General features: G+C 47.2%; 10 protein-coding genes. 2 read left to right on the top strand and 8 right to left on the bottom strand.

The window, feature by feature from the left end; all coding sequences use genetic code 11:
- Nucleotides 1-286: 286 nt before the first annotated feature.
- Both QP794_RS15895 and QP794_RS15890 read right to left on the bottom strand, forming a co-directional pair.
- On the bottom strand, nt 287-2,569 hold the full coding sequence (locus QP794_RS15895) for a YhgE/Pip family protein (protein ID WP_285077992.1): 2,283 nt from the start codon (nt 2,567-2,569) through the stop codon (nt 287-289).
- 208 nt (nt 2,570-2,777) lie between these two features.
- Entirely contained in the window at nt 2,778-3,359 is a 582-nt protein-coding gene (locus QP794_RS15890) for a TetR/AcrR family transcriptional regulator (RefSeq protein WP_285078046.1), read from the bottom strand.
- Nucleotides 3,360-3,715: 356 nt separating this feature from the next.
- On the opposite strand from QP794_RS15890, the gene QP794_RS15885 reads away from it, so the two are divergent.
- A complete protein-coding gene (locus tag QP794_RS15885) occupies nt 3,716-4,936 on the top strand; it encodes an MGDG synthase family glycosyltransferase (RefSeq protein WP_285077991.1) in 1,221 nt (406 codons plus the stop codon).
- Between the two features lie 277 nt (nt 4,937-5,213).
- Here the strand turns inward: QP794_RS15885 and QP794_RS15880 are convergent, their stop codons facing one another.
- Both QP794_RS15880 and thpR read right to left on the bottom strand, forming a co-directional pair.
- Complete coding sequence (locus QP794_RS15880) at nt 5,214-6,071, bottom strand: cell wall hydrolase (RefSeq protein ID WP_285077989.1); 858 nt, start codon at nt 6,069-6,071, stop codon at nt 5,214-5,216.
- Between the two features lie 130 nt (nt 6,072-6,201).
- Nucleotides 6,202-6,804 carry an RNA 2',3'-cyclic phosphodiesterase gene (gene thpR, locus QP794_RS15875; RefSeq protein WP_094938045.1) on the bottom strand — a complete coding sequence of 201 codons (603 nt, stop codon included), beginning with the start codon at nt 6,802-6,804 and terminating at the stop codon, nt 6,202-6,204.
- Nucleotides 6,805-6,993: 189 nt separating this feature from the next.
- Here thpR and QP794_RS15870 point away from each other — a divergent pair, with 189 nt between their 5' ends.
- Nucleotides 6,994-7,950: a D-2-hydroxyacid dehydrogenase gene (locus QP794_RS15870; protein ID WP_285077987.1), complete on the top strand. Its 957-nt coding sequence runs from the start codon at nt 6,994-6,996 to the stop codon at nt 7,948-7,950.
- Between the two features lie 135 nt (nt 7,951-8,085).
- Here QP794_RS15870 and QP794_RS15865 read toward each other — a convergent pair whose 3' ends face one another.
- From QP794_RS15865 to QP794_RS15850, 4 genes are all read right to left on the bottom strand, one after another.
- On the bottom strand, nt 8,086-9,063 hold the full coding sequence (locus QP794_RS15865) for a TRM11 family SAM-dependent methyltransferase (RefSeq protein WP_285077986.1): 978 nt from the start codon (nt 9,061-9,063) through the stop codon (nt 8,086-8,088).
- Between the two features lie 39 nt (nt 9,064-9,102).
- Nucleotides 9,103-10,815: a methyl-accepting chemotaxis protein gene (locus QP794_RS15860; RefSeq protein ID WP_285077985.1), complete on the bottom strand. Its 1,713-nt coding sequence runs from the start codon at nt 10,813-10,815 to the stop codon at nt 9,103-9,105.
- 361 nt (nt 10,816-11,176) lie between these two features.
- Nucleotides 11,177-12,175, bottom strand: a complete 999-nt coding sequence (locus tag QP794_RS15855) for an MsnO8 family LLM class oxidoreductase (RefSeq protein ID WP_285077984.1) — start codon at nt 12,173-12,175, stop codon at nt 11,177-11,179.
- Between the two features lie 29 nt (nt 12,176-12,204).
- Nucleotides 12,205-13,620, bottom strand: coding sequence for a deoxyguanosinetriphosphate triphosphohydrolase family protein (locus tag QP794_RS15850; RefSeq protein WP_024632909.1), 1,416 nt, complete (start codon nt 13,618-13,620; stop codon nt 12,205-12,207).
- Nucleotides 13,621-14,134: the final 514 nt, after the last annotated feature.

Raw genomic sequence — 14,134 nt, 5'->3', positions numbered from 1 at the left:
TTTTCCGAATAATTATACACATTTTATGTCAGAGTACAACTGATTTTAATTACTGACAAAAGAAAATCATTCCATATGTGGCCTGTGTTTATCTATAGTTGGGCCAATATCTCACGCCATCCTCCAGCGATTATCTTCATCCCTTTGCATTGGTATAAAAAAATAGTCTGCAACCCATTTTCGGGTCACAGACTATTTGCACTATTTGACTACTATATTGCATAATTTTGATACTTGAGTTCAAAGTTTATTTTCAATATTTTGTCCTGTTCCGGTCCAATTCCGCTTATGCCGTCACAACTTGACCGGATTCAGCCACTTCGGCTTCTTTTTTGCGACGTCTGCCGCTCCAAAGGAAGAAAGCCAAGGTCAGCAGCACGGATACACCTGCATAGATTGCCAGAATGCCGACCTGATGCCACATCACATCGAAGTTGCCACTTGATACAACTGCCTTGAAGCCCATGATGCTGTGCGTCATTGGCAACCAAGGGGTAAATGCCTGAAGCCACGAAGGAATCAGCTCTACCGGGAAGGTCCCCGCACTTGCTGCAAGTTGGAAGACCAACAACAGAATGACAACATAACGTCCTGGCAGGTCAAGCCAAGTAACGAGGGCCTGAACAATAAACATAAAGGTCAGCCCCGTAAAGATCGTGAATAGATAGAACAGCGGTACGCTGTGTGTTTCCAATCCAAGACCGTACAGCATGAAGCTTGCCACGATCACGGATTGGATGATGCTCACAAAGCCGAATACGAGTGTTCGGCTGACGAAACGGTTCCAGCCCGTTGCGCCCGGTACGGAAGTTTCCCGCATTTTCAAAACAATCGTTGAAATCAACGATCCAACAAACAAACCGATGGACAGGAAGAATGGTGTCAAGCCTGTACCGTAATTACTTACGTTCTCTGTTGTGTTCTCGGACGTATTTACAGGTTCGGCGAACATGTTCACCACATCGTCTGTCTTTTTGACTTCTGACGTTTTCTGAGCAGCATCATTCAGCTTGGTAGCCAGTTCGCTTGAGCCGTCTTTCAGCTCTGTTAGGCCGTCCGCCAGCTTGCCTGCTCCGTCACCGAGTTGTATAGAGCCGTCCGTGAGTGAACTCACGCCACCGCTCAGCTTACCTACACCTGTTTGCAGGGCTGTTGTACCTGATCCCAATTGCTTGGCTCCATCTGCCAGCAACGTACCGCCACTTGCAGCTTCGCCCAGCTTGCCGCTGAACTGCTTCAGACCATCGGAGAGCTTCGCTCCGCCTTGGCTAAGCTGACCGGCGCCTGCCAGCAATTGCTGCTGTCCATCCACCAGCTGATTCGCGCCCGTCAGAAGCTGCTCTTGGCCTCCATGGAGCTCAGCTGCACCTGCTGCCAGTTGCTGATTGCCCTGATGCAGCTGATCTGCACCCTGCGCAAGCTTCTGTTCGCTCTCATGCAGCTGCTTACTGCCTTCGGCTACTGCCGCACTGGCCGCCAGCAGCTTCTGTACATCCTCACTGGCTGCCAATTCAGGGTTGGATGCAGCAAGCTGCTTCAAACCGTCTGCAACGCCCTGTGCACCGTCTGCAACTTTGCTGCTACCGTCTACTGCCGATTGCAGGCCAGCTGCCAATGTGCCGCTGCCTTGCACTGCGCTTTGCAGGCCATCGGACAGCTTCGCACTGCCTTGCTCAGACGATTGCAGACCCGCTTGCAGCTTGCCTGCTCCTTCCACGGAAGACTTCAGCCCAGTTTCCAGCTTGGCACTGCCGTCCTTCAACTGGTCTGCACCGCTCTGAAGCTGGCTTGTTGCCGCCGTTTGGAGCTGCTGCAAACCGGATACCAGATTTGATGTTCCACTTTCAAGTTTGGTCGCACCTGTGTGCAGTGCATTGACACCATCACTTAATGGAGACAAGCCATCCTGAAGCTCCAATGTTCCGGATGCCAGCTTTTCCAAATTATCCTTGAGCTTCACAGCCCCATCATCGAGCTTGCCTGCGCCGGTATTCAAATCTCCTGCACCGTCGCCCGCTTCAGCCAATCCGTCCGATACTTCGGAAAACTTGTCGAGCAGTGTCTCCGCATAGGATTCCGTTACTTTGGCCGAAACCTTAGCTTTCAGATCCTTAATGGCCGTCTTGCCAATCTGCGCACCCACGAAGCTGTAATTGCCATTGGGTTCGTAGATCAGATCAGCCGGCTCGGGCTTGTCGTCAAGCAACGTGGTTGCCTGGGATGAAAAGTTTTCCGGGATCGTAATTTGCATATAATACTTGTCGTTTTCCATGCCTTCTTTGGCTTGGCTGGCACTGACAAAGTCCCATTTAAAATCTGCATTTTTCTTCAATTCATCGACGAGGTCGCTACCAACATGCAGCGATTTGCCCTCCAGCTCTGCACCTTTATCAAGGTTGACCACTGCAACCGGCATTTCATCGACATGACCATAGGGGTCCCAGTAAGCAGCCAAGTAAATACCGCTATATAGAATTGGAATAAACAAAATAGCAATAACGGGGATCAACACCTTCGGGTTTCTCACGGCCGATCCCACATCCTTGAAAAACACGGATAAAGATTTCATGTTATTTTCTCCCCTTGTTCTCTCTGCTCTAGGAGCAGAATAACCAAAATATGAAATTAATTTGACCTGTTACGGAAAATTACCGAAACACGAAGTGACTACTTTCCTCAAACGGTCACTTTAGAGCAAAAAAACAAACCTGTCTCTCGACAAGCCTCACTACCTGCATGCTTATAATTAACCCATATTATAGTAGAATAAATTCGGGTTACGTTGCGGCAGCAATTCCTTCCATTAAGAAAAGGCGAAAGTAATCCTTGATTTCCTCTTTGCTCAGCGGCTCGTGCTGCTTGCTCCAATCTGAGGTGAGGGCAATGTACAAACGAATCATCATAAAGGCTACTACCTGTGGATCACAGTCACGAATCTCTCCGTTGCTCCTTGCCTTCTCTAGCTCCTGTGCCAGAAAATCAGAGATGACTTTCTCCACTTTCTCCAAACCTTCCTTGGCCTGAAGAGTTCCAAAATCCTTAAGCTCCTGGGACAATTTAACCAGCAAATCGTGATCACGGCGAAACTCCAGCAATGAATCAAGCACACGAAACAGATTATCAAAAAAAGCACTTTCCTGATGAACTTCACGGTGAGCAATGTTTTTCATTTCCTGGATTACTTCCACCAAAATCTGATCAAACAATTGTTCCTTATTCGTAAAGAACGTATAGATCGTTCCCTTGCCAACGTTCGCAATCTTCGCTACCTGATCCATCGTGGTTGCCTTGTATCCAAACATGGCAAAAGACTGCGAGGCTGCATGAATGACCTGCTGTCTCCTGTCAATCGGAGCCATCATATCCCTCCTTATGTTCTTGATCGTTCTCTTTAAATGACCAAAAATACAATTCGGTCACTCGGTCAAAAACTAGATTACCACTCTCATCATCAGATTGCAACCCTAACATTAAAAATTTGTGTTAATTTTTTTTAACCGAAATGCAGTGGAAACTGCTCGTGTCGTCGTCTATAGTGTAAGATGACTCCAACAATCGGATAAAGACGAAGTTTCGATGTATCAGAACATCAACTATAGTGTAAATATGTAACGAATGAACATGATTTTCCGCTTCGCTGTATATTCATGTAGTAATGCAACGTGCGGTATGACTATGAGATGTTAAATTTAAATTGATGAATAAAGGTGAACTCATGCGAAAACCAAGAGTGCTCTTGTTATCCGAAGGTTTCGGCACCGGTCACACCCAGGCCGCCCATGCGCTCGCAAGCGGCATTAAGAAAGTCAGTCCACATGTGCATAGTCGGGTCATTGAGCTTGGCAAATTTTTAAATCCAACCATGGCTCCGCTTATTCTGTCCGCTTACCGTAAGACGCTAACGGTTCAGCCCAAGCTGGTCAGTCTGCTGTATCGGACGCAATACAACAAATCACTAAACGGATTTACCAAACTGGCCTTGCACCGGATTTTCTATACACAGACGGCCCAAGTCGTATCCCAATTAAAACCCGATGCCGTGATCTGTACCCATCCTTTTCCAAATGCGGTCATCTCCCGGCTGAAACGTCAGGGACTCAATATTCCATTGTATACGCTCGTCACAGACTATGACGTACATGCAACGTGGATTAATCCCGAGGTCAACAAATATCTGGTATCCACACCGCAGGTAAAGGCTTTACTTGAAATCAGGGGTGTTGAGCCCTCTCGCATCCAAATCACCGGCATTCCTGTACATCCTGATTTCTGGGAAGCAGGAGACAAAGTGAGCCTCCGACAGGAAATGGGGCTTAAGAACATGCCCACTGCTCTGCTGATGGGTGGCGGATGGGGACTTTCCTTTGATGAAGAGCATATGAAGGCTCTCGCCTCCTGGGCGGATCGGGTACAGCTGCTGTTCTGTCTGGGAAGTAATGAGAAAATGATTGCCAAGTTGAAGGAAATGCCCTGCTTCCAGCATCCGAATATACGCATTCTAGGCTATACCCGCGAGGTCAGCAAATTGATGGACGTATCCGATGTGCTCATTACAAAGCCAGGCGGAATGACTTGTACGGAAGCATTAGCTAAAGGCTTGCCGATGTTATTCGTGCCTCCATTACCGGGGCAGGAAGAAGAAAACTGTGAATATTTTGTACAAGCCGGATACGGCCAGGTCATTCACTCTGCTGACGTTATTACTAATCGCTTCAAGTACTTGAGTGAGCAGGTCTATGCACCACGTCAAGCTGAAAGCCAGCTGAAATCAGTCCACAAACCAGGCAGCAGGAGTACCTATGATCCAACATGTTGTGCCCAGGCTGTTCATGATTTATTGTTCCCGGCTACAGCGGAAGTCACATCCGCACCTAAGGAGCGCTTCACAGCCGGAATTGGGGCCACTTCGCTGTCAGGTACCCGAATCCCATTCTAGCAGCTCTATGACCCCTTCTAATCGTTCTACGAGGACGTTTCATCTCTTGAGGACATGCATAAAGAAGGTTCCCCTCCATTGATCCGGAAGGGAACCTTCTTTTATTTCCTTCATATCTCCGTATGATTTGCTGGAAAAAAGGGTAATTTAAATAACAAGCCCTCATCAACAATTCAATTAAAAACGATGAAATAAAACTGTATTACAGGGCTTTTCGAGGTCTATGTAGTGAATACATAGTTAACTACCCTGCCTGTTTGCAGAATTTAAAGGTCAATTACTTGTAAAAAGTATGATGCCCAATCGTTTTTACTTTTTTCTGAGAACGAGCCACTGTCAGATCATCCGCAAGCGTCAATGACAAGAAATAATACGTATCATCGGCGACTTCCTTTTTCCCATTCAACGCTGCATTAACAGCCTTGATACTGTCCTCATTGGGAGTAACACGTTTCAAGCGCCCGTTCGCTACAGGACTGAATTGGGATTTTTGATAGATAACTTTGTAAATAGTATCGGGAAAATTGGCTGACCGCAGCCGGTTTAAGACAACATTGGCAACTGCCACTTTGCCTTCGTACGGTTCACCTTCCGCCTCTGCCATGACGATTTTTTGCAGCAGAAGCAGTTCTTTATCGGACACACTGTATGACCAGGCTGCAAGTTTCGAGTCTTCCTGGTTCAGAAGTTTGGTCCGTGTAAAGTAAAGTTTTTGGGGGGGAGTCGTAATTGCAGCTACCGCTTTGGCACGCTCTACTTTGGCCAATTTCAGAGCTGCCTCTTTTTTCGCTTTGGCCGCAGCTGCCGCTCGAGCCGCATGTTTAGCCTCGGCTTCTTTCTGTTCCTGCTCTTCCTGAGCAGCCGTCAGCCAGTTTTTGGCTGGGAGCGATTGGGTCCAGTAATCGGCCTGAATAGACGCATCAGCAGACAGACTTGTCCCGTCTTCCATCATTCGCCTGTCTTCGCTAAAAGAATTTTCGCTATTTTCTGCCGAACCCGCAAGTTCAGTCATCTGTTTGCTATCACTTGCCTCATTCCACTTTCCAGTCGCCTGAACGACATTAGCCCCCACTATACATACAAGCAGCACAGATAACATCGGTGCCACCCAACGATTCTTGCTTATAATATCCATTCGAAGATTCCTCCTGTCGAAACAATTCCCTAATCTAAGTAACCACAAAAAAAGAATTTGAATAACGTTGGCTAATATTACATAGGGAATAACGTAATGTCAATGTGATTTTATGTCATATCCATGAGTTTCAGGAAAAAGAAAACGTATCCACGACCTCATACATCGGCGCCTGACCTGGCTGTGTCACATAAAGCACAAAATCTTGTACCATCCAAGAATTAACACCCAAAAAGTCTTCAGGAAGCACTCCAAATATCCCTTTATCTTCATTTCCTGGGTCCTTACCCATAAATTTACGCGCAATCGTAATATGAGGAGAATACGGTCTTAATTCGGCCTCGAATCCGAGGGAGGAAGTTGCGTCCACAATCCGTTTTTGCAGAAGATGAAGTTGATCCATATCTCCCTCAACACCTTTCCACAGCACCTTTGGTGCCTCTTTTAACCCAAACGTTCCCCATCCGGATAATTGCAGCTCAAAAGGCTGAAATCCGTCCGTCGCCGAGCGCAGCGTTTTCCGAAGATGTCCAATGTCACTAACAAGGGTATCTCCCAGAAATTGCAATGTAATATGATAATCTCTATAATCGGTCCACTTGCGAAAATCAAGCTTTCCTTGCAACTGTTCGGCAGTCATCCGAAGTGAGTTTTGAATGGGTGCAGGCACCCGAAGTGCAGTAAATAATCGTTCCCGTCGGGATGGAAGATCCGTATATGAATAGTTACTCATGGTAAACACCTCTTCTAAAGTTCGTTTTATTATTTCATAGTCGTCTCTATGGTTTCAAGTTGGTTAATTATAGAGTGACACAATTTTTGGGATTTGCACATGAGGCTGTATTCCTGCCTTTTACGCACATCACCTTCTTTTCTGCTAAACTAAAACCACAACATATTTGAATTCAGGAGGCCACTAACTATGGGTAAAATTGTATGTTTTCCATCCCTGTCCACGAAACAGCAGCAACGGATTCTGGATGCAGCGCCAGGTTATACACTTACGATTGGCAAAGCCAAAGAGATTAATACATCGGAGTTAAAAGAAGCCGAAATTATCGTAGGCTGGTCTCCTCTCGTAACCGAGCATGCACTCAAAGAAAACAGCCCTCTCAAATGGGTTCAAGTCTGGTCCGCAGGTGTGGACAACCTTCCATTCTCTGATCTGGAACAAAAAGGAATTTCATTGACCAGTGCTAATGGCGTACATGCCATTCCCATTACCGAAATTATTCTGGGCATGATGTTGTCCCACAGCCGCTGGCTCAGACAAGCGATGTTGCACCAGCAGCAGGCGGAGTGGAAATCACCAGGCAAAGCGCTTCCGGAATTGCATGGTAAAACAGCCGTTATCGTCGGTGTCGGAGAGATCGGATCAGAAACCGCGCGCATTCTCAAAGCATTGGGCATGAACGTAATTGGGGTTCGGCGCTCCGGAAAGGACGTTCCGAATGTAGACCAAATGTACAATATGTCTGGTCTGCATGAAGCGCTAAGTCAAGGCGATTACGTCATTAATATTTTGCCACTTACGGATGAAACCCATCATATTTATAATCAGGCTGCATTTGAACATTTCAAATCCGGTTCCTGCTTCGTCAATGTGGGACGTGGTCCAAGCGTGAATACGGAAGCCCTGCTGGGTGCACTGGACAGTGGACAGGTTGCCTTTGCTGCACTTGACGTATTCGAGGAGGAACCACTGCCTTCCGACCATCCCCTGTGGAGCAAGGAAAACGTCCTCATTACGCCACACATTGCCGGAAGTACAGAACAGTACACCGAACGGGCTCTTGATATTTTTGTGCAAAATCTGAAAGCGTATATTGATGGAAAACCCCTGCCTGTCAATCTGGTAAATTATAGTCATAAATACTAAAAACGATTGATGTTCCTATGTGAAATTGTACAAATCCATGTGAGGTATTTTTCCTATGAAAATCAAAAACCTCCACACCGGAAAATGGATTTTTCCCGTGTGGAGGTTTTTTCTGTTATTTTCAATACAATCGTGTTAAGTACATAGCCAAATGTGACGTATAAACGTGCCTTTGCTCACCGTTCGATACTGATCGATGTTCCACCCGGCATCCAGAATGTGCCCCTCCACCCATTCGGTGGAAACGATAACTGCCCGTCCTGTCAGCTTACGCAGACTAGTTAACATGGCAACTTGTTCCTCATCGGGAAGAACAGAGCAGAGATTATATGGCATGTCCAGGATGGCTGCATCGTATGTTCCTTCCAGATCATTCATATCTCCGAGGGTAATTCTGGCTGGATCATAACCATAATGAGGAAGATTAATGCGCGCACCTTGTACCGCCAAAGGGTTCAAATCATTCCCTTTTGCCTCAATGCCCATCGACAATGCTTCAATGACAACCGTTCCCATTCCGCAGCACGGATCGAGTAACTGACGCCCCTGCACTTGCGGAATCGCAATATTGACCAATGCTCTGGCTAACGTTACACCCAGGCCTGTGGAATAATTTTGCGGCTTCTGATGATGGGTTTGCCACGAGCGATCGGCTTCTGTCCATTGACCAATGAGCCATTTCCCATTCGCATGGATTAGTCCGAAAGTCACATCAGGCTGTTTCATCATCGCTTTGCCTCTAATGCACATGCCCAGTTCTTTTTCCAGCAAACGGGAATGCGCATAATTCGGCATGTCATCGCCCTCTTTCAGGCAGACCACCTTGAACGTTTCACCAGAAGACAGATCGATTTGTGAAGCCGCAGGCTTCAAGCCCTCCACCGTATCTGCTTCAGCCATCACATCCAGTCTGCCTCGGACAAATGGACTTCTACCTGGTGGGATACACAGATTGGAGCGAACATAAGCATGATCACCGGAATGAATATCTGTGCCAGGAACGAGCATCGTTTCCAACTCCAGTTCACATAAAGCACGTTCATTCTCATGGCAAGCAAAGGTGTATACGTAACTTCCGGCAATTGAAGCTTTGCTGTTTGTAGAGCTCAACATGGTAGCCGTCCTTCATGTTTCTTCTATTATAAGAAGAGGTTATATTTTTAATTTTTCAATGGAAACAAGCAGGTCTTCGGACAATTCTTTCAAGGTTTGAATATTGCCGCTAATCGTTTCCATGGAGCTTACCTGTTCCTCAGCTGACGCTGACACTTCCTCTACACTGGCCGCGGATTCCTCCGATACTGCCGAAATTTGTTGACTGAAATCATTCATGCGTCCGCTCGCCTCCTGCATGCCCTCCAGACCATCCGTCATTGTACCAATAACCTCAACCATGCCCTCTACCGACTCACTAATGGTACGGAACAGATTGCCGGAATTACGTACTTGCTGCTGCCCGCGCTCTGTCTCCAGTACACCTGTTCGCAATTCCTCGACCACACCCTGGGAATCCTTCTGAATATCTTCCGTAATGACAGTAATCTCTTCTACAGATGTCCGAACGGCTTCGGACAATTTACGCACTTCTGCTGCAACAACTGCAAATCCGCGTCCACTCTCTCCTGCACGGGCAGCTTCGATGGAAGCATTCAATGCGAGCAGGTTGGTTTGGCGTGCAATGTCATGAATGACTTGAACCAACTGGGATATATCTTCGTTTTTGCGATCCAGCTGTTCCATCTTGTGCATGGAAGACGAAACTGTCCCAGCAATCTGCTGCATCTGGTTCACGGATTGCTCCATGGACTCGCGGCCGGTCAGTCCTTGTTTCAGAATAAGGTCTGACATCAGGCGAAGCTGGTTTCCCTGCTCCGAATGTTGCTGAATATGTTCGTTCAGTCCCTCGACGGTACGAGCAGATTCAACAGCCGTTTCCGCTTGACTCTCTGCTGCTTTTGCCGACTCTTCCATCGTTATGGCAATTTGGCGACTGCCAATCTTAACCTCTTCAGAAGAAATAGCCAATTCGCTGCTTTGGCGGTTGACGGCTTCAGCAATCCGTCTAACATTCAATACCATGGAGGTCAGATTACCTTTCATGTCGTTCACGGCTTTGGCAAGCACACCAACCTCGTCTTCATGTTTGGTATGTATGTCCTGAACATTCAATTGACCTTCCGCAATCAGTTTCACAGCACTGATTACTCGAAGCAGCGGTTTCACGACTTGTGAACGGATGATCGGGATACTGATTGCCGTGATGAGAATCATCACCAGTACACCAATGACGATAATGATTCGGCCATCCTGGACGGATCTGATCGTCTGAGCCGCAGAGAGATCGGACTGCTCCTGATTGTAATTCACCAGATAGTCCAGATGGACTTGCATGGCATCGAAGGATGCTGCCCCTTTTTCCGAAACTTCCTTAGCCAGTTGTTCCTGACCTTCATCACTCAGTTTGATGGATTGTGTGTTAATCTTCAGGTAAGCTTCCCATTTTGTCTTTAAAGCTTCCCAATGTTCATTCTCTTCAGCTGTCTTTTCCTGCTGATCATATATTTTAATGGCCTGAGCTGTGTCACGAATGTATTTGATGCGCTCTTCAGCGAGGTCCGCTTTGGCCCCTGCCTGTGCATCATAATGGCGATAGCTCAATGACAAAATATGTTCTGTCGTATAATTCAAACGGTTAATCTGCTGGATGGAAGGCATCCAGTTATTAGTGATCATATTCGTGTCTTTTTCCATTGAGTTCAGTTGTGTAACAATCGTGACACTAAGAAGAATTAAACAGAGGATTAATAGATAGAACGCGATGCTGATACGCAGACCGATACTCTTGATCTTGAATCTGCTAAACATATGATTTCCCCCTTGTGCCCATCTTCGGCCACTTCCGTATTTTAGGTGCTTTTGTCGTTGTTTTACCCTTCTTTTGGCATCTTGCAAAATACTCTTTTCTATATTATATCTATAGGAAAAGAGACGTAAAGTATTATAACATTCTTTTGTTTTAGTCATGCTTTATTTTGTAAAATCTTGTGATTATTCCACATTACCTGTTGAATGGAATCGAACCATGTAAAATTTAGACTAAAATGAAACAAAAAAGAGCTGCAGCATACGGCAAATATCCGATCTGCAGCTCATAAGATTTGAATCTAACAAAGGGGCAGGTATGGAACCCGCCATTCTTTATATCATAACAGCTAACCAGCCACCCTTATGCGTTCGCCAGTAACTTGTAAGAGGCCAACCTTCGCTCGTAATCCGGTCCAGTGGTCACTACAAGCAGCCGATCCGTGTCCAGTCTGTGGCACACCTGCTGCAATTGATTCCAAACCTGTGCAGGTGTGCCGGCGTAATGTCGTTGTACTTCTTTTCCATCAGTATCGGCACTGTTATCGTTGGAGCGGGTACTCGTGCTGGCAATGTCAGACTGCGTCGAATGCTCTTTCCCTCCAGCTCTGCGTCTCTCCTCCATCTCGTGGCTCCAGGACACCGCATCTTCCTGCGTCTCCGCACACAGAACACTGACTGCAGCCATAACCTCCGGTTCTTTTCTGTTCGCGCTGGGGATAAACCCCTCCCGATAACGCCGCACTGCCTCTGTACCATCCGTGTCACTCATAAATTGTCCGAATACATACCCCATGCCAAAACGGGCGGCAAACTCGGCACTTTTTACGTTGGTACCCAGCATCCATAAGGATAACGGAAGCTCCGGAATCGGTCGGGCCGTCACCGGATGTTCTTCATAGGTGTAACGGTCTTCCAGCAGTTCGGTCAGTGCCGCGAGCGATTCAGGCAGCTTGGACACATGTTGCAAGTAATTGCCACTCAAGGCCATCGTCGCATGGGGGCCGCCCCCAGGAGCACGTCCCAAGCCTAGTTCGATGCGCCCCGGATAGAGCGCCGCCAGCAGTCGGAACGACTCTGCTACCTTAAGCGGGCTATAGTGCGGTAACAGCACAGCACCGGAACCAAGCTGTATCGTGTTCGTTCGAGCGCCGATATGGGCAAGCAGCACTTCCGGCGATGCCGATGCGAGTTCATCCATGTCATGATGCTCAGACGTCCAGTATCTTGAATAGCCCCACTCTTCAGCACGCTGCGCAAGTGTAACGGATTGTTGGAGCGCCTGTTCTGCTGTGGCGCCGTTCAGCCTTGGAACAAGGTCAAGTACGCCCAGATTGTATTTTCCACTGATGTTCGCACCCAAGCGTCTCATCTCCCTTCGTCTTGCTTATCTTAGTCCAGATCGTAGATGGAGCCGACCTTGAGACCGTAAAGTTCATTATAAATTTTCTCGGCAAATGCATCCGTCATCCCGGCAATATAATCAATCACCATGTGCTCCCAGGTCCAGATCGGGTTCGCCTTTGCCTGATCCTTCTCATAGCGTTGCAGCCAATCAGACGGAATAATGGATTTGGACGTTTCCGGGTCAAGGAAAGCATCCCACAGACGCTTGATCATCCATTCACTGCGCTTTTGCAACCTCTGCACACGCAGGTCACGAATCATGGTCACCCAGGCAAAGCTCTTGAGCACACTCACCGTACGCAGCATATCGAGATCCTCGGCACCTTCACGGACAAACGTTACCTTTTTCCAGTCTCCGTTATCAATAACTCCCAGACTTGCGACAAAAAGACTGACCCAGTAAGCTTTGACCTCCCGGCGGGTGCGTGAGTAGTCATGCTCACAGAACGGCATCTTTTCATTCCAGATGCGCAGGAACGAAGCGAGGACTTCTTCGACTTTTTTGCCAATCGCTTCCCTTGTCCATCCGTTCCAGAACAGATCCTCCAGCGTTGTAATCTTATCCACAATCAAGCGATTGATATGCGGATCTTGCAGGAAATGCTCATGCACTTCGATTTTGCCTGCCTTGATGCCATCTTCCAGATCATGTGCGGAATAGGCAATATCGTCGCAGAGGTCCATCAGCTGTGCTTCCAGCGTCTTTTTGCCAGCAGGAATATCCCAACGATTGCGAATCTCGCGGATATACTGCCATTCATGATGGTACATGCCCTTCTTGCTCTCCGTACCAGGATACGGATACTTGTTGATACCAAGTAGCACCGCATCGGACAGGTTCAGTCCATCGATATCCTCCCGTTTCTCCAAGTACATAATGAGACGGAAGTTATGTGCGTTGCCTTCAAAATGCTCATATTTCCGCTTCAGCTCAGCACGAATCTCCTGTTCCGGTTGGGGTGATTTTGCTCCACGATTTTTCTTCATGATTTTCTTGACCTCAGTGTTAATGAGATCATCGAGGATGCCATCCAGTACTTCTTCTCCTTTATGCCCAAAAGGCGGGTGACCGAAGTCATGCGCAATCGCGGCACACTCCACCACTTCCGAATCAATAATCAGTCCCGGGCTGTCTGCCTGGTTCAACTCCACCTCCGGGTAGCGTCGCAGCAAGCTTCTTGCCGCTTCTCGTGCAATCTGCGCCACTTCCAGGGAGTGTGTCAATCGTGTGCGATAATAATCGCCCGTTCCTGCACCAAACACCTGTGATTTGCCCTGCAGCCGACGGAAAGTCGGTGAATGTATCAGTCTGGAGTAGTCGCGCTCATAGGCTGCACGAACCCCATCCAGTTTCGTTAGTTCAGGGTATTGTCTATGTTCTCTCAGATCGTTCCATTGCATGTTGATCACTCCTAGCCGACTGTCTCTATTTTGAGTGATTATACACATATTCTACAGTTTCGAAAAGCAAAACCTGTCTGCGATTGTCATCTCTTCTCACATCAACTTGTGATGCACAGTCGTCTTCTCTTATTATACCCCGCCAGACTATCATCCGTGCACCTAAAAGGTAATGATTAATATCGAAAGTAACTTATAACGAAAAAAGTGCCTTATACAGTTTGCTTGGCCGTTCCGGTTACGGATCGTTCTTTTGATCGCTGTTATTCCCAAATTTCTTTGATTCCCTTAGAAAGGGTGAAATTCGGGAATAAAGGCGAACGCTTCGCTTCTTCAGAATCGATTCCGTCCCCTTCACTACTTTCGCTGTTTGATTCACACCCAATCTAAAATGACATTACATCCCCTATAAAGGGGGACTTCAATCAAGACTTTAAGAGGCTAAAGAATACCATTAAATTGTTTATTCATCACTTCCGCAATAGGAAAGGAAAACATAAAAAAACCGGCAGGG

The organism is Paenibacillus sp. UMB7766-LJ446 (assembly GCF_030226665.1).
Lineage (GTDB): Bacteria > Bacillota > Bacilli > Paenibacillales > Paenibacillaceae > Paenibacillus > Paenibacillus vandeheii.
This window is presented reverse-complemented; position numbering and strand designations above follow the sequence as displayed.